The 25,578-nt window shown below is 67.4% G+C and carries 21 protein-coding genes and 1 pseudogene; 5 read left to right on the top strand and 17 right to left on the bottom strand.

The features are described 5' to 3' along the window. Nucleotides 1-112 precede the first annotated feature (112 nt). A complete protein-coding gene (locus ACZYY4_RS07125) occupies nucleotides 113-1,153 on the bottom strand; it encodes an ATP-grasp domain-containing protein (protein WP_463808996.1) in 1,041 nt (346 codons plus the stop codon). A gap of 401 nt (nucleotides 1,154-1,554) precedes the next feature. Then, on the bottom strand, nucleotides 1,555-2,292 hold the full coding sequence (locus tag ACZYY4_RS07120) for an acyltransferase (RefSeq protein WP_463808927.1): 738 nt from the start codon (nucleotides 2,290-2,292) through the stop codon (nucleotides 1,555-1,557). Nucleotides 2,293-2,427: 135 nt separating this feature from the next. Here ACZYY4_RS07120 and ACZYY4_RS07115 point away from each other — a divergent pair, with 135 nt between their 5' ends. Then, entirely contained in the window at nucleotides 2,428-3,681 is a 1,254-nt protein-coding gene (locus tag ACZYY4_RS07115; protein WP_463808926.1) for an outer membrane protein assembly factor BamB family protein, read from the top strand. 56 nt (nucleotides 3,682-3,737) lie between these two features. Here the strand turns inward: ACZYY4_RS07115 and ACZYY4_RS07110 are convergent, their stop codons facing one another. Then, entirely contained in the window at nucleotides 3,738-4,430 is a 693-nt protein-coding gene (locus tag ACZYY4_RS07110) for an esterase (protein ID WP_463808925.1), read from the bottom strand. 157 nt (nucleotides 4,431-4,587) lie between these two features. After that, nucleotides 4,588-5,481: a helix-turn-helix domain-containing protein gene (locus tag ACZYY4_RS07105; RefSeq protein ID WP_463808924.1), complete on the bottom strand. Its 894-nt coding sequence runs from the start codon at nucleotides 5,479-5,481 to the stop codon at nucleotides 4,588-4,590. A gap of 175 nt (nucleotides 5,482-5,656) precedes the next feature. Between ACZYY4_RS07105 and ACZYY4_RS07100 the strand changes: the two genes are divergently transcribed. Then, the gene (locus ACZYY4_RS07100; protein ID WP_463808995.1) at nucleotides 5,657-5,755 is read left to right on the top strand and encodes a hypothetical protein; all 99 of its coding nucleotides are present in this window, start codon (nucleotides 5,657-5,659) and stop codon (nucleotides 5,753-5,755) included. Nucleotides 5,756-5,762: 7 nt separating this feature from the next. On the opposite strand, the gene ACZYY4_RS07095 is transcribed toward ACZYY4_RS07100, so the two are convergent. The 11 genes from ACZYY4_RS07095 to ctaD all read right to left on the bottom strand — a co-directional run bounded on the left by ACZYY4_RS07095 (nucleotide 5,763) and on the right by ctaD (nucleotide 18,133). Next, complete coding sequence (locus ACZYY4_RS07095) at nucleotides 5,763-7,028, bottom strand: THUMP-like domain-containing protein (RefSeq protein ID WP_463808994.1); 1,266 nt, start codon at nucleotides 7,026-7,028, stop codon at nucleotides 5,763-5,765. Then, a complete protein-coding gene (locus tag ACZYY4_RS07090) occupies nucleotides 6,944-7,915 on the bottom strand; it encodes a methyltransferase domain-containing protein (RefSeq protein WP_463808923.1) in 972 nt (323 codons plus the stop codon). Before ACZYY4_RS07090 ends, ACZYY4_RS07095 begins: the two co-directional genes overlap by 85 nt. An 83-nt stretch (nucleotides 7,916-7,998) precedes the next feature. After that, the gene (locus tag ACZYY4_RS07085; RefSeq protein WP_463808921.1) at nucleotides 7,999-9,066 is read right to left on the bottom strand and encodes a histidine phosphatase family protein; all 1,068 of its coding nucleotides are present in this window, start codon (nucleotides 9,064-9,066) and stop codon (nucleotides 7,999-8,001) included. Nucleotides 9,067-9,230: 164 nt separating this feature from the next. Then, complete coding sequence (locus ACZYY4_RS07080; protein ID WP_463808920.1) at nucleotides 9,231-10,298, bottom strand: histidine phosphatase family protein; 1,068 nt, start codon at nucleotides 10,296-10,298, stop codon at nucleotides 9,231-9,233. A 129-nt stretch (nucleotides 10,299-10,427) separates the two neighbouring features. Continuing rightward, a complete protein-coding gene (locus ACZYY4_RS07075) occupies nucleotides 10,428-11,435 on the bottom strand; it encodes a histidine phosphatase family protein (RefSeq protein WP_463808919.1) in 1,008 nt (335 codons plus the stop codon). 210 nt (nucleotides 11,436-11,645) lie between these two features. Then, nucleotides 11,646-12,665 carry a histidine phosphatase family protein gene (locus ACZYY4_RS07070; protein WP_463808918.1) on the bottom strand — a complete coding sequence of 340 codons (1,020 nt, stop codon included), beginning with the start codon at nucleotides 12,663-12,665 and terminating at the stop codon, nucleotides 11,646-11,648. Between the two features lie 68 nt (nucleotides 12,666-12,733). Further along, nucleotides 12,734-13,399 carry an enoyl-CoA hydratase gene (locus tag ACZYY4_RS07065; protein WP_463808917.1) on the bottom strand — a complete coding sequence of 222 codons (666 nt, stop codon included), beginning with the start codon at nucleotides 13,397-13,399 and terminating at the stop codon, nucleotides 12,734-12,736. Continuing rightward, the gene (locus ACZYY4_RS07060; RefSeq protein WP_463808916.1) at nucleotides 13,396-14,214 is read right to left on the bottom strand and encodes an NUDIX hydrolase; all 819 of its coding nucleotides are present in this window, start codon (nucleotides 14,212-14,214) and stop codon (nucleotides 13,396-13,398) included. The genes ACZYY4_RS07065 and ACZYY4_RS07060 overlap by 4 nt, the downstream gene beginning before the upstream one ends. Then, on the bottom strand, nucleotides 14,211-15,065 hold the full coding sequence (locus tag ACZYY4_RS07055; protein ID WP_463808915.1) for an ABC transporter ATP-binding protein: 855 nt from the start codon (nucleotides 15,063-15,065) through the stop codon (nucleotides 14,211-14,213). The genes ACZYY4_RS07060 and ACZYY4_RS07055 overlap by 4 nt, the downstream gene beginning before the upstream one ends. 58 nt (nucleotides 15,066-15,123) lie before the next feature. Next, nucleotides 15,124-16,356 (bottom strand): phosphoserine phosphatase SerB, encoded by a 1,233-nt coding sequence (serB, locus tag ACZYY4_RS07050; protein WP_463808914.1) that lies wholly within the window; start codon nucleotides 16,354-16,356, stop codon nucleotides 15,124-15,126. A 52-nt stretch (nucleotides 16,357-16,408) separates the two neighbouring features. Then, nucleotides 16,409-18,133 (bottom strand): aa3-type cytochrome oxidase subunit I, encoded by a 1,725-nt coding sequence (ctaD, locus tag ACZYY4_RS07045; protein ID WP_463808913.1) that lies wholly within the window; start codon nucleotides 18,131-18,133, stop codon nucleotides 16,409-16,411. A 187-nt stretch (nucleotides 18,134-18,320) separates the two neighbouring features. Here ctaD and ACZYY4_RS07040 point away from each other — a divergent pair, with 187 nt between their 5' ends. Next, nucleotides 18,321-19,352 (top strand): iron-siderophore ABC transporter substrate-binding protein, encoded by a 1,032-nt coding sequence (locus ACZYY4_RS07040; protein WP_463808992.1) that lies wholly within the window; start codon nucleotides 18,321-18,323, stop codon nucleotides 19,350-19,352. Here ACZYY4_RS07040 and ACZYY4_RS07035 read toward each other — a convergent pair. Further along, complete coding sequence (locus ACZYY4_RS07035) at nucleotides 19,345-21,228, bottom strand: hypothetical protein (protein ID WP_463808912.1); 1,884 nt, start codon at nucleotides 21,226-21,228, stop codon at nucleotides 19,345-19,347. The genes ACZYY4_RS07040 and ACZYY4_RS07035 overlap by 8 nt on opposite strands. A 301-nt stretch (nucleotides 21,229-21,529) precedes the next feature. Between ACZYY4_RS07035 and ACZYY4_RS07030 the strand changes: the two are divergent. Further along, nucleotides 21,530-23,073 (top strand): annotated as a pseudogene (locus tag ACZYY4_RS07030) (adenylate/guanylate cyclase domain-containing protein). A 153-nt stretch (nucleotides 23,074-23,226) separates the two neighbouring features. Then, entirely contained in the window at nucleotides 23,227-24,279 is a 1,053-nt protein-coding gene (locus ACZYY4_RS07025; protein ID WP_463808911.1) for an NAD(P)-dependent alcohol dehydrogenase, read from the top strand. A gap of 14 nt (nucleotides 24,280-24,293) precedes the next feature. Here ACZYY4_RS07025 and ACZYY4_RS07020 read toward each other — a convergent pair whose 3' ends face one another. Continuing rightward, entirely contained in the window at nucleotides 24,294-25,454 is a 1,161-nt protein-coding gene (locus tag ACZYY4_RS07020) for a CynX/NimT family MFS transporter (RefSeq protein ID WP_463808991.1), read from the bottom strand. Nucleotides 25,455-25,578: the final 124 nt, after the last annotated feature.

Raw genomic sequence — 25,578 nt, 5'->3', positions numbered from 1 at the left:
GTCGCGTCGTCGAGCCTTGCCAGACGACTTTCCAGGGTCGCTACGTCACCGTTTGTCTGGCCCTCCGGTGAATTCGCAGTCACAACGGGTTCCTCACGTGCGTGCCGCCGCGTCAAACGTAGAAGTCAAGCCCCTCTTGCTGCTTGAGCAACCGCCGCATCTCATACGGATCCTCACCGAAGAAGTAGACCAGACCCCAGTGGGTGCCGAATGCGGTGCGCTTGGTGACAGTCTCTTCGAGCGGTGCGGTGAGTTCGTGCGATTCGAAGTATTGGTGATCCTCGGTCTCCTCGGGGATGGCCAGCGTGCTGACCACCCGACGGCGTGGATATACCCCGAAACAGCCCGCGTGCCCTTTGGCGTCGACGACCTCGCGCGGGAAGAACTCCTCGAGTTCCTCCTCGGTGGTCTTGGGGTCGAACACCACCACCAGGCCCTGATAGCCGTTGAACCCGTAGACGCGTTCCAACAGTTCGAAGACCTTGAAACCCGGCGGCCGGTAGGCGACCTCACCGAAGTACATCTCCCCATCGCTGGTCACGAAGTACTCGGGGTGGACGAAGCCGAAATCGATGTCGAACGTCTTGATCAACTTCTCGATCTGAGCGGTGATCTGGGCCCGGTAGCGTTCCAATTCCGGCGACGCCGGCACGAATACCGAATATCCGAGCGTGACGTACTCAGAAATGTTGAGGAAGCGAATTTTTCCATTGTGCACCCACGCCTCGACAGCGAATTCCCAGCCGTCGAGATGCGACTCCATCAAAGCCGGAAATTCCTCATCGGGAATCGAGTCGATGTCGTCGGGAGCACGAATTACCCGATGCCCCAGACAGCCGGCCTTGTCGAATGCCTTGAAGTGGATGGGGTCGTTAGGGTCCCCGTCGAGCTTCAGCAGCGTCTGGTTCACCCGCTTGAGGAACCGGATCACATCGTCGCGGTCGTGGGCCTCCTCGAAGATGCCGACTCGGATCCCGCCCAGCTGGGCACGACGCTTCATCAGTGATTTGTCCCGCAGCAACATGGCTTGGCCGAGCAGCCGCGGGTTGTCCAGCAGGACGGAGTTGATGGCCCCCGCCCACTCGACGGTCTCCTCGAAGAGCGGGATCGCGACGTCGACGCCGCGCTCCTTGAGGGTTTCGGCGATCTCCATCGACCGCTCGTTGAGACGCTCGAAATTCCAGGCGATATAGGGAATATCGTGCTGCTGACAGTATTCCTCAGCCCAGTCCGGTGCAACGACCACATACCGGCGGTCGAAACGGTCCACCGCATCAATGGCGTTCAAACTCCAGCCGAGTAATGCGATATAACCCTTCTCCGGGTTCCGGCGCTTTTCCGAGGTCCGCTCTTCTGTGATTCCGGCGGAATTCTGCAAAATCCCTCCATTACTTCCGGTTTTCTGCGTGCGCTTTCTCGTCCACGGTACCTGCCGGGCGCCGGCGCGCATCCGCCGTGCAGCGGGCGGGCCGCAGCGCCCGCACTCGGGCAGGGGCGGGCTCCAGCGGCGTCGGCGAGGCCGGCGATCTTGGCCGAATCAGGAGACGGCGAGCGTCAGCGCGCCGCTTTCTTGCGTTCGATGTCGGCCAGCGCGGCGGCCAGCTCGGCCCGCTCGGCGGCAGAGGTCTCCCACGCCAGTTTGCGGTTCTTGACCACCTTGGCCGGGGCACCCACCGCTATCGAGTAGTCCGGGATGACGCCCTTGACCACCGCGTGGGCGCCCAGCACGCAGCCGCGGCCGACGCTGGTCTCGCGCAGGATGGTGACCTTGGCCGCGATCCAGGTGTCCGGACCGATCCGCACCGGGCTCTTGATGATGCCCTGGTCCTTGATCGGCATGTCGATGTCGTCCATCCGGTGGTCGAAGTCGCAGACGTAGCACCAGTCCGCCATCAGCACCGAGTCCCCGAGCTCGATGTCGAGATAGGTGTTGATGACGTTGTCGCGACCCAGCACCACCTTGTCACCGAACCGCAGCGACCCCTCGTGGGCCCTGATGGTGTTCTTGTCGCCGATATGCACCCAGCGGCCGATCTCCAGCTCGGACAGCTCCGGGGTGGACTGAATCTCGACGCCCTTGCCCAGGAACACCATGCCGCGGGTGATGATGTGCGGGTTGGCCAGCTTGAACTTCAGCAGCCGCCAGTAACGCACCAGATACCACGGGGTGTAGGCGCGGTTGGCCAGCACCCAGCGCAGCGAGGCCAGCGTGAGAAAGCGGGCCTGGCGCGGATCCCGCAGACGCGAACCACGCCAGCGTTTGTGGATCGGAGCACCCCACATGGTCGTCATGGCCGGAAAGCCTACGCGAGCGGGTTTCGCCCACGCGCTACCCTCACCTGGACTCGTTCACTGCCCTGCCGATGATTGGGGACTGCCACTGTGTTGCGGCGACGTGGTGTCCTGGCAGCCATCGCGGTGACATCGATGGCGTGGGCGCTGGGCGGCTGCGCCAACACCGATTCGTGGGTGGACGCCGCCCCCGCGCCCGGCTGGCCCGCCCAGTATGCCGACGCCGCCAACAGCAGCAACTCCGCCACCGCGGGGGCCACGGATCTTCAATTGGACTGGACCCGTTCGGTCAAGGGCGAACTGGGAGCCGGTCCCGCGCTGGGCATTCACGGCTGGCTGGTGCTCAATGCACAGACCGAGGCCGGTTGCTCGCTGATGCAATGGGAGAACGCCGATCACGGCAGGCAGCGCTGGTGCACCCGGTTGCATCAGGGCGGCGGCTTCTTCGGTCCGCTCGTCGACGGCTTCGACAACGTCTATGTCGGCCAGCCCGGAGCGATGCTGTCCTTTCCGCCCACCCAGTGGATCCGCTGGCGGGCACCGGTGATCGGGATGCCGTCGACGCCGCGGATTCTCGGTGACAGCCTGCTGCTGGTGGTGACCCACCTGGGTCAGGTGCTGGTTTTCGACGCGCACCGGGGCACTGTCGTCGGCACGCCGCTGGACCTGGTGGACGGCGTGGACCCGACCGACTTCCGGCGCGGACTGTCCGATTGCGACGCCGCCCGCCCGGACTGCCCGGTCGCCGCCGCACCCGCCTTCTCACCGGCGAGCAACACCGTGGTGACGAGCCTGTGGCAGCCGGGCGCCAAGGAGTCCGGACTCGTCGGCATCAGGTACCACCCGGGCGGCACTCCCCTGCTCACCCAGGAGTGGACCAGCGATGCGGTCGCCACCGGGGTGCTGGCCAGCCCGGTGCTGTCCGCGGACGGCTCCACCGTCTACGTCAACGGACGCGACCAACGGCTGTGGGCGATCGACGCCGCCAACGGGAAGGCGAAATGGTCGGTGCCGCTGAAGTTCCTGGCGCAAACACCGCCCGCGGTGACACCCGGCGGGCTGATCGTCTCCGGCGGCGGGCCCGAGACGCAACTGGTGGCCTTCGCCGACCGCGGTGACTACGCCGAGCAGGTGTGGCGGCGCGACGACGCCATCCCGCTGTCTTCGGCGAGCCTGGCCGGAAAGGTCGGCTACACCGTTGTCTCCGGTACCAGTGTCGGCCCGGCCGGCTTGTCGCTGCTGGTGTTCGACCCGAAAGACGGTCACACCGTCAACAGCTATCCGCTGCCCGAATCGCGCGGGTTCCCGCTGGGGGTGTCGGTCGGCCATGACCGGCGGGTAGTGGTCACCACCAGCGCCGGTCAGGTCTTCAGCTTCGCCCCGGCTTGAGTTCAGACGGCGACCCGCTTCGCGCGGCTCCGCCGCGCTTGCGATCGCCTGAGGGTTCAGACGGCGAGCGGCGGCAGCGCGGTGCGCGGCACTTTCACCGAGGTGGCACCGGAGCTCATCGGCAACAGCTCCCCGGGCGCGAAGTAGAAGATCACGTCCTCGTTGGTGATGGCGAAGTTCTGATAGTGCGTCGGGTCCATCCCCGAACCCGACGAGATCAGGATCGCCGGCACGCCGGTCTGGCGCTCGAGGTCGCGCTGCACAACCGGAAAGATCGCTTCCAGCGGCTTGCTGTTGGACGCGAACAGCGTCTCGAAGGTGATCGGCTTACGGGTCGCCAGATCGTAGTTGAAGGACTGGTACCAGGTGGACGGCTGCGGGCCGCCGAGATCCTGGAAGATCTTGAGCACGACGCTCTGGGTTCCCTTGGGCGCCTGGCCCGAACGGTGCTGCTCGGAGGTCGCGTCCATCTCGTAAGGCATGTCCCGCGAGCCGGGCGACTTGGCCACCGTCAGGAACCCGTCGCGGTTCTGCACCAGGTAGTCGGTCAGCGTCTGCTGGTCGGGGTAGTCGACCGGGAACTTCATGTCCAGGGTGTAGCTGGAGTTCGAGGAGTGGACGTGACACAGCTGCCCGGACTCGATCGTTCCACCCAGTTCGGCACAGGGCGGACCCGCGATCGCCGAGGACATACCCAGCCAGCCGCCTACTGACCCGCCCACCAACAGGGCGGCCACCACAATGCGCATTGTCGGCTCGTCTCGCTTTGTCTCGACTTGCCGCAGCAAGCAGGAATGGCCCCGAAGCCGACAGCCTACCGGGCCGCTCACCGGGACGGACGGCAGACGAACGCAATCGCGCCGGTGGCAGACGAGGTGGCTGTCGATCCCGCTCGGCGGCCGCCCGCTACGAACTGAGCTGCTCCGCCGTCGCACGGATCTGCCGGATGAGGCGGTCCCGCTCAGATGGGCTCACCTGATCTCGCAGCGGCCCCAATTGCAGCTCGTAGACCGGTTCGCCTTTGTCGAACACCGGTGCGGCCAGGTAGCTGATCGACAAGGATTCCGAAGTAGCCAGTTCCGCCGCGGTATAAGCATTGCCGCCCAGCCCGGTCAGCAGCTGGAACACCCGCTGTCGAAGTGCAGCCCGCCCGGGGTGTTCGGCGAGCAACGCGGCGACCTCGGCGAGCACATCGAGGGCAGCTGGATCGGTGGCCCCCAAACCGAACACCACGACACCATCGCGCTGGGCCTGGTCGAGCAGATCGCCGAAGAACGGTCGCCGGGCTTTCTCCGCGGTGCGCAGCCAAGTCCGTCGCGCCTGCACACCACGGTGCGCGATCACCGCCGCAGCTACCGGTGCGACGATAGGCAGACGGACCCCGATTCCGACCGCGGCCGGAATCTGGCCTCGACCGCCCACCACGGTCAGAAAACTCAACTCGGTGGCGCCCACCATGGCGAGGGCCGCTCCGCAACCCGCCCGCTCCGAGAGCTGCTCGATGGTGGCGGTGGATTCGGGCGAGACGGCCCACAGTTCGCGGACCGCCTTCGCGACACCCATCAGCCCGGGACCCAGCGTGTACTTGCGGTCGGACCGGCGAACCACCCATCCGGCCCGCTCCAGCGTCAGCAGGATCGAAGTCACCGTCGCACGGTTCAATTCCAGCCGCGACGCGATCGACGCGACGGAATCCGGTTCTCGCTGGTCGGCGAGCAAACCCAGGACGGCGACTACCCGATCGGTCGGTGGCGAGCCCACTCGCTCGTCCTCATTTCGCCCCTCATCGGCCCGGGCCATTGCACTCCTTATGTCGGGTTCATGCCGAGAACCTCCGGACGTGACCGAATCCTACGAGGAAGGTCGGCCCGACCCCGCGCACCAGTAGTCAGCCGGGCCAAACGGCTTGCGCCGAGGTCTTTGCGAGGCGATCCATCCCGCCGTCTTCGAAGTAGGAGACGACGGCGTTGTCGTCGTGCACCACGAGAATGTTCGCGTCGAGGACCGCAAGCTGTTGGAACAGGCGGTCGCGGCCTGCCCCTCCTTTGCGTTGCGGCTCGTCGAGGACGATTGAGTCGCGATCAGCGAGACGCGCGGCAGATGAATGCCGTCGCACGCGCGGCCACCCGATGTCCGAGCCGGGTGATGACTACCGACAGTGCTCGGTCGCCGCGCAATCGCAGGCGCCGCCGCAGCACGTCGGGATCGACGGCAACGCCGCGGACCAGGATTTCCAGGGTGCCGCAGTCGAGGGCTGCCAGCGCCTGCCGAAGGCGCTTCTCGCTGTACGGCAGCGTCTCGAGTACCTCGAATCCGCGCACCCCGTCCGGCAGGTGATCGCCGGAAAGGTAGGCGATGTCGGGGTCGAGCTGCCACAGTCCGTGCCGGGCCCCGTACTGGCGGACCAGGCCGGCCCGCACCACCGCGCCGTCCGGATCGATGATCCAGCGTCCCGCCGAGCGCACGTCGCAGTCCCCCGGGTCGGCGTCGGTGATCTGCTCGCCGCGGTCCAGGATGGTGGCCCGGCGACGCACACCGGCCCCGGTCAGGCCGGGCGACCACAGGCAGGCCTCGCGCACCGAGGAACGCCACGACGTGACCTCGATCTCGCCCTGAAAACCGAGCATCCCAACTTTATCGAAATCGATTCCGGGAGCGACTTTTACGGCGATATCGCGGCCGGCGTAGACATCCAGTAACCGATCCAGGGCCGGCTGGTAGTCGGCCGGGTCGAAACGGCGCCGCCCACCGCCACGACGGCCCGGGTCGGCCAGCACCACCGCATCGCGGGTGACCGGCGCCAGTGCGTCGGCGCGGACCAGCGCGACCCCACTCAGGTTGTGGCGCGCCATCGCCAGCCGTATCGGGTCGAGATCGCTGCCCAGCACACGATCGGTCACCTCGGACAGCGCCGCCAACTCGGTGCCGACCGAGCAGGTCACGTCGTGTACCACGACATCGGGTGCGACCGCCGCGATCCGCTGCGCCCGGTGCCGCGCCACCGGTGCGGCGCTGGCCTGTTGCAGCGCCTCGTCGGTGAACAGCCACCGCGACGTTGCGGGCAGCTCGGCCAGCTTGGCCACCGCCCGTCGGCGCAGCAGGACGGTCTCGACCAGTGCCGGTGTCCGCTCGCCGAAACGGCCCCGCAGGGCGGCGATATCGGCGACACGCGTGACGTCGGTCAGCGCGAACCCGGCAACCTCGGCCAGGGCGGCGTCGCCGACCGCCGAGCTCAGGTAACCGACGTCGTCGGCACGAAAATCTAGGACGGTTTGACCCCGGTGATCATCACGTTGTAGAACCAGCCCTTCGGCACCACCCGGCGCAACACGTTGGCGTCCACCCAACTCAGCGCCGTCCAACTGCCGAAGGCGAACCTCGCCCATTTCCAGCCGAGTTTGCCCGGCGGAACCGTGGACTCGAACGTCCGCACCGGCCAGCCCAGCATGGCGGCGGTGAACTCTTCGCTGGCGGTGCTCACTTCGACGGCACCGGCGTTGGCCGCCATCCGTTCCAGGTCGCTCGGCTCAAAGGTGTGCAGGTCGACGATCCATTCCAGGGCCGCCGCCCGCGAATTCTCGTCGAGCTCTTCCTGCGGCCGTCGCCAGCTGCCCAACCCGGGCAGCTTCATCGCGGCGACGGTGGTCTTCCAGGTCAGGTCGGCCAGCCGGCGGGCGTAGCCGTTGCCGACGGTGGTGGGCTCGCCGGCGAACACGAACCGCCCGCCGGGCTTGAGCACCCGCAGCACCTCGCGCAGCGACAGCTCGACGTCGGGGATGTGGTGCAGCACCGCGTGGCCGACCACCAGATCGAAGGTGTTGTCCTCGTACGGGATGCCTTCGGCATCGGCGACCCGGCCGTCGACGTCCAGGCCGAGGGCCTTGCCGTTGCGGGTGGCGACTTTGACCATGCCCGGCGACAGGTCGGTGACCGACCCGCGCTGCGCCACTCCGGACTGCATCAGGTTGAGCAGGAAGAACCCGGTGCCGCAGCCCAACTCCAGCGCCCGCTCGTAGAGCGGCGCGGACCCGGTCCGTTCTGAGGCGGGCACGATCACGTCGAAGCGGCCGCGCGCATAGTCGATGCAGCGTTCGTCGTAGGAGATCGACCACTTCTCGTCGTACTGCTCGGCTTCCCAGTCGTGGTAGAGCACCTGGGCGAGCTTGCTGTCGTGGCGGGCCGCCTCCACCTCTTCGGCGGTGGCGTGCGGGTTCGGCGTCGGTTCCGTACTCATGATCGGTCAGCCTAAAGCCTGGTTGCCGACGCGGCGAAGCCGGGCGCTGGGGGCTATCGCCGCGCCCGGCCCACCTCTCGGGCTCAGCTCGCCACGGATGCCAGCGCGTCGCCGATCAAGTCGCCCGTCGTCTGCGCACTGGTGCTGGCGGTGTCGCCCATGGCGCCGGTGATGGTGTCGATCACCGCCTGCGGGAAGGCCTGGAACGCGGCGACCACGTCGTTGAAGCCGGTCTGCAGCGCGCTGGTGATGTCCGCCTGATCACCACCCTGGATGGCCTCCCAGATGTTCCACAGCGCGATCTGCTGCGTGTAGACCAGGTCGCGGTAGTCGACGAACAATCCGGTGAACAGATCCGGGGTCGCCGGGACGGCTATACCGTCCCAGCTGACCAGCGTCCAGCCGTCGGTGGGGTTGCCCTCAAGAATGGCCTGGCCCGCGTTGGGGGGCGGCCCGCCGTTTTCGAGCACCGTCTGCAGAATGGGCCAGATATCGGGGTTCTTGACGTTCATCAGCGTCCAGATGGCGATATCCCCACCGCTGGACGACGCCACAGCGGTCGTGGCGCCGTCACCCGCAATGGTGTTGTCGTACATCGTCTGGACGGCGGCGTTGACCTGATCCTCGAAGACCACCCCGTTGTAGCTGGTGCCGGGCTCCGTGGCGTAGAGGTTGCCGAGGATCCACGAAGCCATCGGCAGGAAAAAGTTAGCTTCGGTGATCAGGTCGCGGGGCGCTCCTTCGAAGGTTCCGGCGGGGATCTCGTTGAGATCCGACAGCACCTGCACGTCGGGCATCCCGGGCAGAAGGGCCAGCGCGGCCATGGTCTCCTGGGTCCGGACGAGCTCCGAAGCGTAGATGCCGGCGATACCGCCCGGGAACTCCGCCTGGATGGCGGCGGCGACGTCGTGCGCCTGCTGCTCGCCCAGGTCGGTCAGGTGAGCACCGGGTGGCATCGTGCCGAGAATGCCGTTGACGTCGTCAGTCGATTGCCCGTGCCGCACCAGATCCAGCGTGATGTCCTCGGCGGTCAGCGCGATGTCGAAGGTGCGTGCGGTCGGTGGCGCCGACACCGGGGTGGCGGTGACGATCCCGGCGCCGGCTAACGCGATGCCCACGGCGACCCACCGATAGCCAATAAGTCGCTGCATGTCCAACCCCCCTGAGTTGACTATGTGACTACTCCCCACGGTACTCACGTTGGACTCAGCTGAGCAATGCCAATTCTCCACAAATTCGACGTCTTTGGTTCAGGCCGTCCTGATACGAAGCCGGCGCAGCGGGGCTGCCGCTGCGTCCGGCCTCGGCCGTGTGCTCAGATCGCGATCGACGCCAGCGCGTCTCCGACCGCGTCGCCGGCGCTGCTGCCGGCGGCGTCGCCCGCGGCCCCGGTGATGGTGTCGATCACCGACTGCGGGAACGCTTCGAAGGCGGCGAGCACGTCGTTGAAGCCGGTCTGCAGCGCCGCGGTGATGTCGGCCGGGTCGCCACCCGCGATGGCCTCCCAGATGTGCCAGCCGGCCATCTGCGGCGCGACCATCAGGTCACGGAAGTCGACGAAAAGCCCGGTGAGCAGGCCGGGGTTCTCCGCCACCTCGGTGCCGTTCCAGCTGACCAGCGTCCAGCCGTCGGTCGGGTTGCCCTCGATCACGACCTGGCCGGTGTTGGGCAGAATCCCCTGGAGCAGCGACTTGAAATAGAGCTCGAAATCGGGATTCGTGACGTTCATCATCACCCAGGTGGAGATCGCCGCACCATGGGAAAACGCAACATCGGTCCCAGTGCTGTCGGGGTCCGCGATGCTGGTGTTGTAGATCGCCTGAATCGCGTCACCGTAGTTGTCCTGGAACGCCATCCCGTTGGGGTTGATGTCCGAACCCAGCATCGGCACCCAGTTCTGCCCGAAGATCCACGCGATGGTGGGCATCAGATAGAGCAGACCCGGGAGGGTGCCGGTCTCTCCTTCGAACATCCCGGCATTGATCTCGCCGAGCCCGGCCAGATGGGTCACGTCCATCCCCAGCAGCGCAGCCAACGGCGCTGCGGTCTCTTGCGTGCGGAAGAAGTCCGACGCGTAGATCCCGTCGATACCCCCGGGGAACGCCCCGTGGATGAGCGGGGCGACCGCGGCCGCCTGGTCCACGCCGTCCGCGCTGAGGTGTGCACCCGGTGCCGTCGTCCCGATGAAGCCCGTCACGTTCTCCGTCGATTCCGCGTGCCGGACCAGATCTAGCACTATGTCCGCTGCGGTCAGCTGGATGTTGGGCATGGCCACTACGGCAGCCATCGGCGAGCTCATCGGTACGACCGGAGTGTTGAGGGCCAGCGTGCCGGCGCCGACCAGGGCGACTCCGGCGGTGATCCACGGGCGGGTGTGGCGCATGGCGTACTCCTTCAGCGGCGGCAGATTCCGTTACGCTACGCGGCGTAGCGCAATTTCTTCGCTGAGAATAATCTGAGGTTTTCCCTATTGTCAATGGGTTGTTCGTCAGGGCCGATAGGCGCCCGGCCGCTACGCGCTCAGCCCGCCGGTCAGGGTGTCCATCACCGCCTGCGGGAACGCGCTGATTGCCGCGACCACCTCGCCGAACCCGGTCTGCAATGCGGCGGCGATATCCGCCTGGTCGCCACCTTGGAATGCCTCCAGGATGTGCCAGGCGGCCATCTGCGGCGCCGTGGTCAGATCCCGCCAGTCGACGAACAGCCCGGTGAACAGGTCCGGGGTGGCCGACACCTCATGTCCGTCCCAGCTGACCAGCGTCCAGCCGTCGGTGGGGTTGCCCTCGATCACGACCTGGCCGGTGTTGGCCACCGGATAGCCGACGCTGATCAGTTCGTTGATGACCAGCCCGAAGTCGGGGTTCTTGACGTTCATCAGAGTCCAGATCGCGATCGTCCCGGCGTGGCTGAACGCCGCACTGGTCATCGCGCCGTCCGGGTCGGCGACGGTATTGCCGTAGATGGCTTCAATCGCGTCGCTGACACGATCGTTGAACACGGCCCCGTTGACGTCCACCTCGGACCCCAGTTGTGGCACCCAGTACTGCCCCATGATCCACATGAGCGGGGCTGCGACATAGCCGATCTGGGTGAACATGTCGAGCGGCTGACCCTCCAACCAGCCCGCGTTGAGTTCGTTGAGCCCGGCCAATGTCGTGATGTCCATATTCAGCAAGTCGGCCAGCGGCTGTGCGGTGTCGTGGGCCCGGATCAGCTCCGAGGCGTAGATGCCGTCGATCCCGTCCGGGAACGCCGCCCTGATCTCGGGGGCGACGTCGCCGGCCTCCTGCTGTCCGACCGCGGTCAGCTCGGCACCGGCCGGTGTGGTGCCCAGGACACCCTCGGCGTTGTCCGCCGACTGGCCATGCCGTATCAGGTCAAGAGTGATGTCCTGGGCGGCGAGCAGGAGTTCGGCCGTGGTCGTGCCGGGCAGCGGCATTGTGACCGGCGCCGCCGCGACGGCGCCCGCTCCGACCAGCGCGACGGCAGCAGTTGTCCAGGTCCGGGTGACAAGTCGCATGGGCTCTTCCTAATGCCGGCACGGCGAGCGAGTTCGCCGTGTCACGCGACGTTAGCTGATAACAGCGTGAAAAAATGCCGTTATCGCCCCAAGGCTGTTCCGGCGTGGCGGACTAACGTGCGGTGTCGGTGGCTTTGCTTCCGGCCGCGAACACCTCCGCGAAGCGGCCGGCCCTCCTCGCCGCGTCGTCGCGGAGACCGCTGGTAGTGGCTAGATCGCCACCGACGCCAGCGCGCCGCCGGCGGTGTCGCTCATAGCCCCGGTGATGGTGTCGATCACCGCCTGCGGGAACTGGGTTATCGCGGTGAGCACCTGGTCGAATCCGGTCTGCAGCGCCGCGGTGATGTCCGCCTGGTCGCCGCCCAGGAGTGCCTCGTAGATGTTCCAGAGCGCCACCTGCGGCGCCGTGATCAGGTCACGGAAGTCGACGAACAGTCCGGTGAGCAGGTCCGGGGTCTGCGGGACGGCTGTCCCGTCCCAGCTGAGCAGCGTCCAGCCGTCGGTGGGGTTGCCCTCAAGGATGGCCTGGCCCGCGTTGGGCGGCGGACCGAGCGTTTCCAGCAGCTGCTGCACCAGCAGCAAAAACGGCGGGTTGTCGACGTTCATCAGCACCCAGATGGCGATCGGCCCGCCGCTGGAATACGCCACATCGGTCATCGGGCCGCCGCCGGCGATGGTGTTGTTGTAGATCGCGCCGAGAGCGCCGGTGACCTGCTCGTCGAACTGCACCCCGTTGATGGAGCCGGGCTCCGATACGAGCGGAAAGCCGAGCACCCACGCGGCCATCGGCGCGAAATAGCCGATCTCGGTAAGCAGATCCCGCGGGCTGCCCTCCAGGAGACCGGCGGGGATCTCGTTGAGCCCCGGCAGGATCTGCACGTCCAACCCCAGCGCCTGGGCCAGCGGGACCGCGGTCTCCTGGGTCCGGACGAGTTCGGAGGCGTAGATCCCGGCGATGCCGTTCGGGTACTCCTGCTGTATGGCCTGGGCGACGGCGTCCGCCTGTTGTTCACCCAGCGCGGTGAGATGAGCACCGGGCGGCAGTGTGCCGAGGATTCCGTTGAGATCGTCGGTCGATTGCCCGTGCCGCACCAGATCCAGCGTGATGTCCTCGGCGGTGAGCCGGATGTCGAACGCGCTCACCGCGTGCGCCTGCGGCGGGGCGCCGACGACGACACCGGCGAGGATGATTCCGGCGGCGACCAAGGGGCTTGCAGCGCGGTACAACATGTCGATTCCTGCTACCTGACGCTAGAATGTGATCTAGCTCACTGTCAAGGTTGCGCGGCCAGCGCTGCTTAAGGGTTGTCGAAGTTCCCGTCAATCGAGGCCTTAATCGCGGCCAATGCCTGTCCGGGGGCGTCGACGAAGCGGCCGGCCCACTTGAGCGCCGCGTCGTAAACCCCGTCGGGGGCCACCATGTCGTCGATCAGCCCCAGTGCGAGCGCTTCTTCGGCATCGAAGAACCGTCCGCTGAACGCCAATTCCTTGGCGCGGCTCGCGCCGATGGTGTGGGTCAGCCGGGTCAGCCCCGCAGCGTCGGGAACGAGGCCGGCCAGAATCTCGGTGGCGCCGAACTTGACGTTGTCGCCGCTGATCCGCCAGTCCGCCGCCAGCGCCAGTGCCAGGCCGCTGCCCAGCGCGTAGCCGGTGACGGCCGCCACCGTCGGCTTGCCGATTGCCGCCACGGCCCGCACGGCCTCATGGCGGACTCGGGTGAATCCCTCGGCCTCAACGGCGATCAGGGTGCGCAGCTCGGGCACGTCGTCACCGGCGCAGAAGATCTCGTGTCCGCCGAACAACACCACCGCGGCCACGTCGTCACGCGCCGACACCTCCGCCGCGGCGTCGGTGATCTCCCGGTAGACCTGCCGGGTCAAGGCGTTGGTCGGCGGACGCGACAGCACCACGGTGGCCACCCCGGGTGTCTCGGATGAGGTGTGGACCGCAACGAATTCGCTCATCCGGGCCACCGCGTACCCCGCGCCGCGTTGTAGCGCTCGGAGTTGAAGAACTCGATCTGCCAGTTGTCGCCGTGGCGGGCCAACCTGGGTTGGGTCACCACGATCTGGCGTTCCAGCGCCAGCACGTCCTGCACGCTGCGGCCGGCCAGCGAGTCCAATTGGGTCCAGGTCGGCGGCAGCAGAAAAGTGTTCCCGGCCGCGAAATCCTCGATCGCGGCTTCGGGAGTGATCCAGTCGGCCCGGTCGGATTCGGTGTTCTCACCGTCGGCGCGCTGCCCGACCGGAAGCCCGGCCACAAAGAAATAGGTGTCGTAGCGACGGGTGCGCTCGGCCTCGGGTGTCACCCAGTTCGCCCACGGCCGCAGCAGGTCGGCGTGCAATACCAGGTTCTCGGTGCGCAGAAAGTCGGCGAATGACAGGTCACCGGCGGCCAGCTCGCGGCGGGAGTCCGCGTACACCGACGCATCGGCGACCACGCGCCGCGGGTCGTCGATGGGTCCGGCGAACAGCACCCCGGACTCCTCGAAGGTCTCGCGTACCGCCGCGCACACCAGCGCCGCGGCCAGTTCGACGTCGACGCCGAAGCGCTGCGCCCACCAGGCGGGCTCCGGCCCGACCCAGGCGATCTCGGTACTGCGGTCCCGGTCGTCGACCCCGCCACCGGGGAACACCATCACTCCCGCGGCGAACTCCATGGCCGCATGACGGCGCATCAGGAACACGTCCAGGCGACCGCGTCCGCTGTCCCCGTCGCGCACCAGCATCACCGTCGCAGCCGGCCGCGTCGGCAGGGGCGGCGGTTGGGACTGGTTCATGCGCGCCTCCGATGGGCTGCCCGACCGCGGGTCCGGCGAGCGAAGTACCGCCCGTCGATGACGTCCAATGAGATCGATTGGCCGAACGCGGCCGACAGGTTGTCTGCGGTCAGCACATCGCTGAGCAGGCCGGCGGCGACCGTGCGGCCCTCGGCCAGCAGCAGGCAGTGGCTGAAGCCGACCGGAATCTCTTCGACGTGATGGGTGACCAGCACGATCGCCGGTGCGTCCGGGTCGGCGGCCAGATCGGCCAGCCGGGCGACCAGTTCCTCGCGCCCACCCAGGTCGAGGCCCGCCGCCGGTTCGTCGAGTAGCAGCAACTCCGGATCGGTCATCAGCGCGCGGGCGATCAGCACCCGTTTGCGCTCACCTTCGGACAGCGTGCCGTAGGTGCGGTCGGCGAGGTGCTCGGCACCCAGGCTTTCCAGCAGGTCGACCGCGCGGTCGTGGTCGATGGTGTCGTAGCGTTCGCGCCACCGGCCCAGCACTGCGTAGCCAGCCGAGATGACCAGGTCGCGGACGGTTTCATTGTCCGGGATCCGCTGCGCCAGCGCCGAGGAGCTCAGGCCGACTCGGGCCCGTAGCTCGGTGGTGTCGACCCGTCCCAGCTGTTCGCCGAGCACAAAGGCCACGCCCGAGGACGGGTGTTCGGTGGCGGCTGCGATCCGCAACAGCGACGTCTTGCCGGCCCCGTTGGGCCCGATGATCACCCAGCGTTCGTCGAGTTCGACCGACCAGTCCAGCGGTCCCACCAGGGAGCGTCCGTCACGGAGCAGTGCAACGCCCTCGAAGTGGATCAGCAGGTCTTGATCGGCCGCTGCGGAGGGGCCGGGGCGTCCGGTGTCGGGCACGGCCCTATGGTGCCGTATCCCGCCCCTGTGGTGACCGACCGGGGTGCCGGTTGGCCCGCTAGGCCGGAGGGATCTCGACCCGGCGCAGCACGCCGTCGTACGCATCGGCGGCCTCGATCTCGGCGCGGGTGACACCGAGGAGGAACAGCACCGTGTCCAGGTACGGGTAGCTCAACGATGCATCCGCCACCTCGCGCAGCGCCGGCTTGGCGTTGAACGCCACACCCAACCCTGCCGTGGCCAGCATGTCGATGTCGTTGGCGCCGTCGCCGACGGCGACGGTCTGCTCCAGCGGCACGCCCGCCCGCTCGGCGAACTCTCGTAGCGCGTCGGCCTTGCCGGCCCGGTCCACCACCGGCCCGGTCACCCGGCCGGTGAGCTTGCCATCGACGATCTCCAACTCGTTGGCGGCGACGAAGTCCAGCTTCAGTTCGTCGGCCAGCGGTGCGATCACCTGCCGGAAGCCGCCGGACACCACACCGCATTTGAAACCCAGCCGGCGCAGCGTGCGCAACGTGGTGCGCGCACCCGGTGTGAGCTCGATCTGCTGGGCAACCTCGTCGATGACACCGGCGGGCAGGCCGGCGAGAGTTGCCACCCGGTGGTGCAACGACTCGGCGAAGTCGAGTTCGCCGCGCATGGCGGATTCGGTGATCGCCGCGACCGCGTCTCCGGCGCCGGCGCGGGCAGCAAGCATCTCGATGACCTCGCCCTGGATGAGGGTGGAGTCGACGTCGAAGACGATGAGGCGCTTCGTCCGGCGGGACAGGCTGGCATCTTGGAATGCCACATCGACCCGCTGCTGCGCGGCGACCTGGCTCAGCGCGAACTGCAGCCGGCCCGCGGCACCGGCAGGCACCGAGACCCGCAGCTCCAAACCGGTCACCGGGTAGTCCGAGACGCCCCTGATCATGTCGATATTGGCATCGATCTCAGCGATCTCACGAGCCAGCGCTCCGAGGGCTGCGGCCGCCACCGGCCGTCCCAGGACCACGATCCGGTGTGTGGACGGCACGGCGATGATCGGCGCGTCGTCGCTGCGTTCGATCGTGACATCCAGGCCGACGCCGTGGATGGCCGCGGTGACCTCGGCGGCCAACGCCGTTCCGTCGGCCACCTCCGGGGCCCCCGACACCAGCACGCCCAGCGTCAGCCGGCCACGGACCACGACCTGCTCGACGTTGAGCAGCTCAATGCGGTACTGCGACAACACCTCGAAGAGCGCCGACGTCACACCGGGCTGATCGACGCCGGTGACGGTGATCAACACCGGCACCTTGGGCGCGCTCACCCGCGGCGGCTGCCGGACCGGACCCGGTGCCGCCTCACCCCCAACGGGCTCATCAGACCGGCGCGGGCTCGTACAGCTCGTCGCCGGGATGACGGCCGACGTGCGCCTCGGCACGCAGCCGATCGATCATGTGCGGGTAGTGCAGCTCGAAAGCCGGCCGCTCCGAACGGATCCGGGGCAGCTCGGTGAAGTTGTGCCGCGGCGGCGGGCAGCTGGTGGCCCACTCCAGCGAGTTGCCGTAGCCCCACGGGTCGTCGACCGTGACGACCTCGCCGTAGCGCCAGCTCTTGAACACGTTCCAGGTGAAGACGAGCATCGACGCGCCCAGAATGAACGCTCCGACAGTGGAGACGATGTTGAACGGCTGGAAGCCGTCGGTGGGCAGGTAGTCGGCGTATCGGCGCGGCATACCCATGTTGCCCAGCCAGTGCTGGATCAAGAACGTGGTGTGGAACCCGATGAACGTCAACCAGAAGTGCAGCCTGCCCAACCGCTCGTCGAGCAACCGGCCCGTCATCTTCGGGAACCAGAAGTAGATGCCGGCGAACGTGGCGAACACGATGGTGCCGAACAGCACGTAGTGGAAGTGCGCGATCAGGAAGTAGCTGTCGCTGACGTGGAAGTCGATCGGCGGGCTGGCCAGCATCACGCCGGTCAGGCCGCCGGCCAGGAACGTGACGATGAAACCGAGCGAGAACAGCATCGGTGTCTCGAACGTCATCTGGCCCCGCCACATCGTGCCGATCCAGTTGAAGAACTTCAGCCCGGTCGGGATGGCGATCATCAGGGTCAGCAGCGAGAAGAACGGCAGCAGCACCGCGCCGGTGGCGTACATGTGGTGCGCCCACACCGCGGTCGACAGGCCCGCGATGCTCATCGTCGCGTAGACCAGGGTGACGTAACCGAAGATCGGCTTGCGGGCGAACACCGGGATCACTTCGCTGACGATCCCGAAGAACGGAAGCGCGATGATGTACACCTCGGGATGGCCGAAGAACCAGAACAAGTGCTGCCATAGCAACACGCCGCCGTTGGCGGAGTCGTAGATGTGCCCGCCCAGGTGGCGGTCGACGGCCAGGGCGAGCAATGCGGCGGTCAGCAGCGGGAAGACGATCAGCACCATGATCGAGGTGACCAGGATGTTCCAGGTGAAGATCGGCATCCGGAACATCGTCATCCCGGGGGCCCGCATGCAGGCCACGGTGGTGATCATGTTGACCCCGCCCAAGATGGTGCCCAGACCACTGACGGCCAGGCCCACGATCCACAGGTCCGCGCCGGCGCCGGGCGAGTGCACCGCGTCACTCAGCGGCGTGTAGGCGGTCCAGCCGAAGTCGGCCGCGCCACCGGGGGTGATGAAGCCGGCCAGTGCGATCGTCCCGCCGCACACGAACAGCCAGAACGCGAATGCGTTGATCCGCGGGAACGCCACGTCGGGGGCGCCGATCTGCAGCGGCAGCACCAGGTTGGAGAAGCCGAACACGATCGGGGTGGCGTAGAAGAGCAGCATGATGGTGCCGTGCATGGTGAACAGCTGGTTGAACTGTTCGTTGGAGAGGAACTGCAAGCCCGGGGCGGCCAACTCGGTGCGCATCAGCAGGGCCAGCAGGCCGCCGATGAAGAAGAACACCATGCAGGCGACGCAGTACATGATGCCGATCAGTTTGTGATCGGTGGTCGTGACCATCTTGTAGAGCAGACCGCCCTTGGGGCCCATCAACGGGGGAAACGGCCGAGTGGGCTCGAGTTCTGCGCGCGGGGGTGCTTCGGCGGTCAAGATTCCTCCAAACATGGGCATCCCGGGAACTTGGGTCGAATCCTAACCCCGGGCGTCGCCCCGCCGGTATAGGCCTCCTACAAACTGTCGTATTCGTCTCCGCGACGGGCACGCCGCCGGCGGGTGTTAACGTCACCGCGTGACCTGGGCGGACCGGCGGGCGGTGTCGGTGGCAGCACTGGCCGTGATGCTGATCACGGCTTCAGGTTGCGCGGGTGAGGGTTCCGAAACGGCGCCGACTTCTACCACCACGACCATGGTCGCCGGGGCCGGCGTGCTCGGCAATGACCGCCGGCCCGATGAGTCGTGCGCGGCAGAGCCGGCCCGTATCGACCCGGGACCACCGATGCGGTCGGTTCACAACGCGGCCGGCGTGGAACCACCGGGCGCCGAGGTACCCGAAGAACCGGAGCGCATCGTGGTGCTCTCCGGTGATCAGCTCGACGCGCTGTGTGCCCTGGGTCTGCAGTCCCGCATTGTCGGGGCCGCGTTGCCGGACGGTTCGCAGAGTCAACCGTCATACCTGGGCGCCGTGGTCCACGAGCTGCCGGGCGTGGGCACCCGCAGCAATCCGGACATCGATGCCATCGCCGCACTGCACCCGGATCTGATCCTGGGGGCGCAGGGTCTGACGCCCGACTATTCGGCGCTGGCGTCGATCGGCCCGACCGTGTTCACCGGGGTGCCGGGCGCGGCATGGGAGGACAACCTGCGCGCTGTCGGCGCCGCGACCGCGCGCAGCGGCGCGGCTGATGCGGTGCTCGACAAGTTCGGTGAGAACGCCGCCGAAACCGGTGAGGCCAGCGATGCCACCCATTTCCAGGCGTCGGTGGTTGCGCTCACCGACAATGGCGTGCGGGTGTACGGGGCGGCCAACTTCGCCGCCAGTGTGCTCAAGGCCGTCGGCGTGGACCGGCCGGCATCGCAGCGCTTCACCGACCAGCCCTACATCGAGATCAGCGCGAGCGAGGGCGATCTGGCCGGCCGTGCGGACTTCTCGGCAGCCGACGGCGACATCGTCTACGTGTCATTCGCCTCAGCGGCGGCCAAGGCGCGGGCGGCCACCGTGTTCGACAGCGTCTCCTGGCGCCGGCTGGCGGCCACCCGTGACAGCCGAGTGTTCGTGGTCAACAACGAGGTGTGGCAGACCGGGCAGGGGCCGATCGCCGCCCGCGGAGTGGTCGACGACCTGCACTGGGTGAGTGCTCCGATCAATTAGCCGGCCCCTCCCCGATCACCCGCTGCAGTTCGGCCGACGCCTGTTGCCTGGCCGCGTCGGCCTCGTCGCGCAACCGCTGCACATCGGAGTCCACAGCACTGACCCGGTCTTGCAGGGATTCCAGTTCGCGTACCTGCCGGGCCCGCAGCTCACCTTCGGCGCCGTCGGTGCCGAGCACCCGCAGCTGTTCGGCGATGCGACTCTGCGCGGCGTAGGCCTCGCCGCGCTGCTCTTCGGCTCGCTCGCGCTGCTCCTCCAGCCGGCGAGCGGTGGCCCAGTGCGCCAGCACCCGAGAGAGCGTGTCGACGGTCGCCGCGTCCAGTGAGCGGCCGGCCAGCCACTCCTCCAGTTGGCCCGGTTCCAGGTCGTCATAGTCGATCGTGGAGGAAGCCGGCCAGGTCTCCAGCACCGTCGCCTCAACCGCCTGGTGCCCGGGCACCGGGACACTGAACCGGCGCCACACCCCGTCGTTGCCGGCGTCGGTGGCGCCGACCTGCGTGGTGAGCGTGTGGTGTGAACGCGAGGGCAACTCGAAGACCACGTCGACCAGGTCGTCGTGGTCGTTCTCGGCGTGCAGGGTGTGCCGCCGCTCGTAGCGCTGTTCCTCGACGACGGCGTCGGCGGTCAGCCGGATCCGGGTGGTGACGGTCTGCAATGTCGCAAAGCTGCGGCAGCGCACCGCGAGATCCTTGGCGAAGGCCAGCCGCACATCGGCACCGCGGGCGGTGAAGCCCAGCATGGCTTCTCCGGCATAGCCGTCCTGCTCGTAGATGACCGCCGGGCCTTCTTCGAGCACCACGCCGGTGGTGTTGGTGAACGCCAGCACGATGTCGGGAGCGAGACCGCGATCATCGCGCCACACCAGCTCCCGACGCGCCCCCTCGACGGGCGCGACGGCCAGCGGGACCATCGCCGCCCCGCCCCGCTTCAGTGACACCGGCGCGCCCAGTCGATACTCGAAATACTCGCCGCGGTCGGCGGTTTCGACATCAGCGGCGGCGTCTTGGTACGCATCGGCGCCGATCATGGAGGCAGCGCCGCCCGTCCGAGGGACCATGAGCATCTCGTCGTAGCCCCGCCCGGGCACCGCTACGCGCTCGTCTTCCTCCACCACCACGCGCCGCACCTGCCGGCCGTGGTAGAGATCGATGTCGAACGAAATCGGTTGTCCGGTGGTCAAAGTCACTTCGACGTCGGTCAGGTCCTCATCGATCGGGTTGTGGATGATGCCGGTGGCGACCAGCGTCACCGTGTCACCGTCGCGAATCGCCCGATACGACACCCGCCACATCGGTGCGGCAACGATGTAGGACACCCGCACCTCTTCGGAGGCGCCACGGATCTGCACGGTGACATCGCAATTGCGGCCCGCCGTGGCGGCGCGGGACCGGTCGATCAGGTAGTCCAGGTCCTCTTTCGACTGGGGTTCCAGCACATCGAGGCGGCGGGCGTCGGCAAGGTCGAGCAGGGCGACCGCACCGGATTCCGTGCGCAGCACCAGCAGTCGACTGTGCTTTCCCGCACCGGCCGCATCGTCCATACCGATCACTTCACCGCGGTGCGCCTGCTCGCCGCAGTGCACCTCGACGGCACGGCCGCGCAGCGCGGCGAGCAGGCCGACAAGTGCCTCACCCGGGTCCAGAAGCAGGTTGCGGTCAGCCAACTCGGTGCGCGGATCGGTCGGCGTGTCGAAGCAGACGGCGCCCACCGACGCGCTGCCCCCGGCGGCGTCGACCGTCAGCGATTTCAGCACGTCCTTCATGTCGTCGCGGCGGAACGTCAGCGCGAAGTCACCGTCCACCGGCCCGCGGCGGCCCACGAAGGCCATGCCGTGCTTGTAGAGGACGAGGCGATCGACTTTGGGGCAGGTGACCATGTTGCGCACGATAGCGCGCGGCACCGACATCGTTTTGCAGGCCGCAAGACGCCGATCGAACGATCTCGAGGCTTTTGCACCGGTAAACGCATACGCCCCACTGGACCTCTCAGTACTTGGTCACCCGGATTCGCTCGCGCTCACGTCTTACGGGTGTGAGACAACAAAAATTTACTGCACTGCAGAGGCTTTCATTCGGCTGATCTTTGCCATTGAGGCCGCTGATTGCTGGAGTGATCGGCGTGGCGCGGACCACTTCATTTTCGGCGACGGAAAACCCCGGCCGCAGTACGCTCATGCGGTGCCGGAAACGTCATACGCCAAGTGTGGCGATCTCAGCCTGGCCTATCAGCTATTCGGTGATGGGCCGATCGAGCTGGTCGTCGTCGGGCCGTTCGTCACCCACATCGAACTGGCCTGGACCCTCCCCCAATTCAAATCGTTCATGGACCAGCTCGGAACGTTCTGTCGCATCGCCTGGTTCGACAAAGCCGGGGTCGGGCTGTCGGACCCGGTGCCGAAAGTTCGCACGCTGGAGGAACGAGCGGCCGAGATCGAAGCGGTCATGGACACGGTCGGTTTCGAACAGGCCGTGGTGTGCGGACTGAGTGACGGCGGGCCGGTCGCCATCATGTTCGCGGCAACATGGCCGACGCGAACGCGGGCGCTGATCCTTTCCGGCACCGTTGCGTATTGGGGCTTCGAGGGCTGGGCCGACCTGGACCGAGACCCGGCCGAGCTGCGGGCGCGCTTCCTTGCCGAATTGGGTGAGGCCTACACGCCGTCGATCGAGCAGCTCGCCCGCTTCAGCAAGCCGGCCGCACGGTCCGGTCCGGGTGGGGCAATGGCGAAACCGCCAGTATCAGTGCCCCATCCGTCCGCTCGTTACGCCAGCTCGCGGCGTGCGAGCGCATGTGTGCCAGCCCGGGAATGGCGCGGGCTTCCTTCGAAGCGGCGTTCCTGATCGACGTGCGGCCGATCCTGCCGACCCTCACGGCGCCGACCTTGGTCATCCATGCCCGCGAGGACCCCGCGGTGCCCGTGCAGGGCGGCCGGTACCTCGCCGGACATATCCCCGGAGTGCGATACCTCGAGGTCGAGGGGACGGATCACGCACCCTTTCTGACCGAGCCGGACAAGATCCTGACGGAGGTCGAAGAGTTCCTCACCGGTAGCCATGCGGCGCCGGCGCAATCACACCGCGCCTTGCGCACCGTCTTGTTCACCGACATCGTCGCGTCGACGCAACGCGCCGCGGCGACCGGCGACGAGCGGTGGCGAGCGGTGCTGCAACGCTTCGGTGAGATCACCGCCGAGCTCACGGAGCGATTCAGCGGCGCGGTGGTGAAAAGCACCGGCGACGGTCACCTCGCCACGTTCGACGGCCCGACGCAGGCGATCCGCTGTGCGGAGGCATTGCAGTCCGACGCCGAAGCACTGGGCATCGAGATCCGGGTCGGCATCCACACCGGTGAGTGCGAACTGATCGACAACGACATCGCCGGCATGGCCGTGCACATCGCGGCGCGGATCGTCGGCCAGGCCGGCGCGGGCGAGATTCTGGTGTCGCGTACCGTGCGCGACCTGGTCGTCGGTTCGGGCACCGGCTTCGAGGACCGCGGTAGCGTCGAGCTTCGCGGCGTTCCCGGCAGCTGGCAACTTTTGGCGGTCAATCGCAACGGCCCGCCGGCCGGATCCGCCGAGGCAGAACTGGCGTCGACGCCGACCCCCGGCCCGCAGGCCTCGATGCGCCGGTCGGACCGTGCCATCGCCGTGATGGCACGGCAAACACCATGGATTCTTCGCGGGGCCGCTCGCCTCGCGCTGACCACCCGCCGCAGATGAATGTGTCAAAGATTACCTAACGGCCCCGGCGCCGCCCTCACGCTGGGCAAACGCGCGTCGCCGTCGCGCTTAGGCCGAGGGGCAGACGACCACCACACAATTTACTTCGCTAGACTATATAAAAACGCCGAGCCGCGAAGAGAGATTTCACCGATGAGCACCGTTTCCGCTTACGCCGCCACGTCGCCAGAGGCGCCGCTGACCAAGACCACCATCACCCGTCGCGAACCCGGCCCGCACGACGTCGCGTTCGACATTGCTTTCGCAGGCATCTGCCACTCCGACATCCACACCGTCAAGGCCGAGTGGGGCCGACCGCAGTACCCCTTGGTCCCGGGCCATGAGATCGCCGGCGTGGTGACCGCGGTGGGTGCGCAGGTCACCAAGTTCAAGATCGGCGACCGCGTCGGTGTCGGCTGCTTCGTCGACTCCTGTCGCGAGTGCCCCAGCTGTCTGGCCGGCCATGAGCAGTACTGCACCGGCGGCGGCATGGTCGGAACCTACGGCGGCGTCGGCCGCGACGGCCAGCTCACCCAGGGTGGCTACAGCGGCGCGATCGTCGTCGACGAGAACTACGTGCTGAGCATCCCGGATGAGGTCCCATTGGATGCCGCCGCACCGTTGCTCTGTGCCGGTGTCACCACCTACTCTCCGCTGCGCCACTGGAATGTCGGTCACGGCAAGCGAATTGCGGTCGTCGGCCTGGGCGGCCTGGGCCACATGGCCGTCAAGCTCGGGACCGCGATGGGCGCCGAGGTGACCGTGCTGTCCCAGTCTCTGAAGAAGATGGAGGACGGCCTGCGGTTGGGCGCTGAGCACTACTACGCCACCAGCGAGCCGCAGACGTTCAAGAAGCTGCGCAACAACTTCGACGTCATCCTGAACACCGTCTCGGCGAGTCTGGACCTGGGCGCGTACCTGGGCCTGCTCACCCTGGACGGCACGCTGGTGGAGCTGGGCATGCCGGAGAGTGCGCTGGCGGTGCCGCCGGGCCCGCTGGTCCGGATGCGGCGCAGCGTGTCGGGGTCGTTGATCGGCGGGATCGCCGAGACGCAGGAGATGCTGAACTTCTGCGCCGAGCATGACGTGCGGCCCGAGATCGAGGTGATCGAGCCGGACTACGTCAACACCGCTTACGAGCGGGTGCTCGCCTCCGACGTGCGCTACCGTTTCGTCATTGACACGGAGTCGTTGCGGCAGAGCTGATCTCGGGATCTGGGCTAGACAAAGCGCTGGCGTCCGGCCAAGGCGCCTGACAGCACCTGCACCAGGTAGACCGTGAGCATCATGAGCCAGGGCACGGTCCATCCGCCACTCACGTGGTGCAGCAGCCCGAACAGGAATGGGCCGACGCCGGCGAGTAGGTAGCCGAAGCCCTGCGCCATCCCGGATAGGCTCGCGGTGTCCTCCGCATCGCGGGCCCGCAGCGCAATCACGGTGAGCGCCAACGAGAACACACTCATTCCCAAGCCCACCAGCACGCTCCACAGCAGTGGTGCGGCCGCGGGCGCGATCAGCAGACCGAGCATTCCGGCGATGCCGAGCACCCCCAGCCCGACGATCCATCCGCTTTGGCTGTCGCGACGGGCGGCCAGCGGCGAGACGATCAGACTGATCGGCACCGCGATCAGCGAGATCAAGCCGAGCAGCAAGCCCGCATGCGCGTCGCTCATTCCGTTCTCGATCAGCACCTCGGGCAGCCAGCCGATCACCACGTAGGCGAGGAACGACTGGGTGCCGAAGAACAGCGTGACGGTCCAGGCCAGCTTGCTGCGCAACAGCGACCGGCGTTTCGTCGCGGCCGCGGGTGCGGCGGTGCCGGCCCGCTCGAATCCGCGGGCTCCCACCACCCATGCCGCCAGAGCCAGCAGGGCCAGCGCACTCCACACACCCAGTGCCGATCGCCAGCCTCCCAGCACGTCGTCGAGCACCGGGGTGACCGCGGAGCCCAGCGCTCCTCCCCCTTGCAGCGCCGCGGTGTAGATCCCGGTCATCAGCCCGACCTGCGCCGGGAACGAACCCCTGATGATCACTGGGATCAGCACGTTGATCAGCGCGATTCCGGCGCTCGCCACCAGTGTTCCGCCGAGCACGACCAAAGGCCCGTCGCACACCCGGATCAGCAGTCCCGCAATGAGTGTCAGCAGCGCCGCCGAGACCGTCCGGCCCAATCCGATCCGCCGGGACAACCACGGCGCGGCCAGCCCGGCTCCCGCGAAACACAAACCTGGCAGTGTGGTCAGGACACCGGCCCAGGTGTCCGAGGCGCCCAATGCTCTACGCATCTCCGGGAGCAGCGGACCCACGCTGGTGATCGCCGGGCGCAGGTTCAGTGCGGTCAACACCACCGCGACGGTCAGCAGTGCGCCGCCGGCCGCCATCGTCGCAGGACGGAATTCGGCGGCGCCCTCGAGTTCCAGTTCAAGATCGTGCTCGTACTGGCCGAGTGTTTCGGTGCGCGCTACGCGGGTCACCTGAAGTAGGATCGCATACATCCTATGATTG

It is taken from the genome of Mycobacterium sp. IDUB_21, assembly GCF_055419425.1.
The sequence above is the reverse complement of the archived record's forward strand: the minus strand, read 5'-3'. Positions and strand labels throughout refer to the sequence as shown.

Coding starts and splice junctions, on each gene's coding strand:
- ACZYY4_RS07075 (WP_463808919.1), bottom strand. CDS start 11,435: ATGCGACTTGTCACCCGGACCTGGACAACTGCTGCCGTCGCGCTGGTC.
- ACZYY4_RS07125 (WP_463808996.1), bottom strand. CDS start 1,153: ATGGAGATCGCCGAAACCCTCAAGGAGCGCGGCGTCGACGTCGCGATC.
- ACZYY4_RS07025 (WP_463808911.1), top strand. CDS start 23,227: ATGAGCACCGTTTCCGCTTACGCCGCCACGTCGCCAGAGGCGCCGCTG.
- ACZYY4_RS07105 (WP_463808924.1), bottom strand. CDS start 5,481: ATGGCCCGGGCCGATGAGGGGCGAAATGAGGACGAGCGAGTGGGCTCG.
- ACZYY4_RS07065 (WP_463808917.1), bottom strand. CDS start 13,399: ATGAGCGAATTCGTTGCGGTCCACACCTCATCCGAGACACCCGGGGTG.
- ACZYY4_RS07060 (WP_463808916.1), bottom strand. CDS start 14,214: ATGAACCAGTCCCAACCGCCGCCCCTGCCGACGCGGCCGGCTGCGACG.
- ACZYY4_RS07040 (WP_463808992.1), top strand. CDS start 18,321: ATGCTGATCACGGCTTCAGGTTGCGCGGGTGAGGGTTCCGAAACGGCG.
- ACZYY4_RS07020 (WP_463808991.1), bottom strand. CDS start 25,454: ATGGCGGCCGGCGGCGCACTGCTGACCGTCGCGGTGGTGTTGACCGCA.
- ACZYY4_RS07035 (WP_463808912.1), bottom strand. CDS start 21,228: ATGGTCACCTGCCCCAAAGTCGATCGCCTCGTCCTCTACAAGCACGGC.
- ACZYY4_RS07120 (WP_463808927.1), bottom strand. CDS start 2,292: ATGACGACCATGTGGGGTGCTCCGATCCACAAACGCTGGCGTGGTTCG.
- ACZYY4_RS07080 (WP_463808920.1), bottom strand. CDS start 10,298: ATGCGCCACACCCGCCCGTGGATCACCGCCGGAGTCGCCCTGGTCGGC.
- ACZYY4_RS07090 (WP_463808923.1), bottom strand. CDS start 7,915: ATGAGTACGGAACCGACGCCGAACCCGCACGCCACCGCCGAAGAGGTG.
- ACZYY4_RS07115 (WP_463808926.1), top strand. CDS start 2,428: ATGGCGTGGGCGCTGGGCGGCTGCGCCAACACCGATTCGTGGGTGGAC.
- ACZYY4_RS07110 (WP_463808925.1), bottom strand. CDS start 4,430: ATGCGCATTGTGGTGGCCGCCCTGTTGGTGGGCGGGTCAGTAGGCGGC.
- ACZYY4_RS07085 (WP_463808921.1), bottom strand. CDS start 9,066: ATGCAGCGACTTATTGGCTATCGGTGGGTCGCCGTGGGCATCGCGTTA.
- ACZYY4_RS07070 (WP_463808918.1), bottom strand. CDS start 12,665: ATGTTGTACCGCGCTGCAAGCCCCTTGGTCGCCGCCGGAATCATCCTC.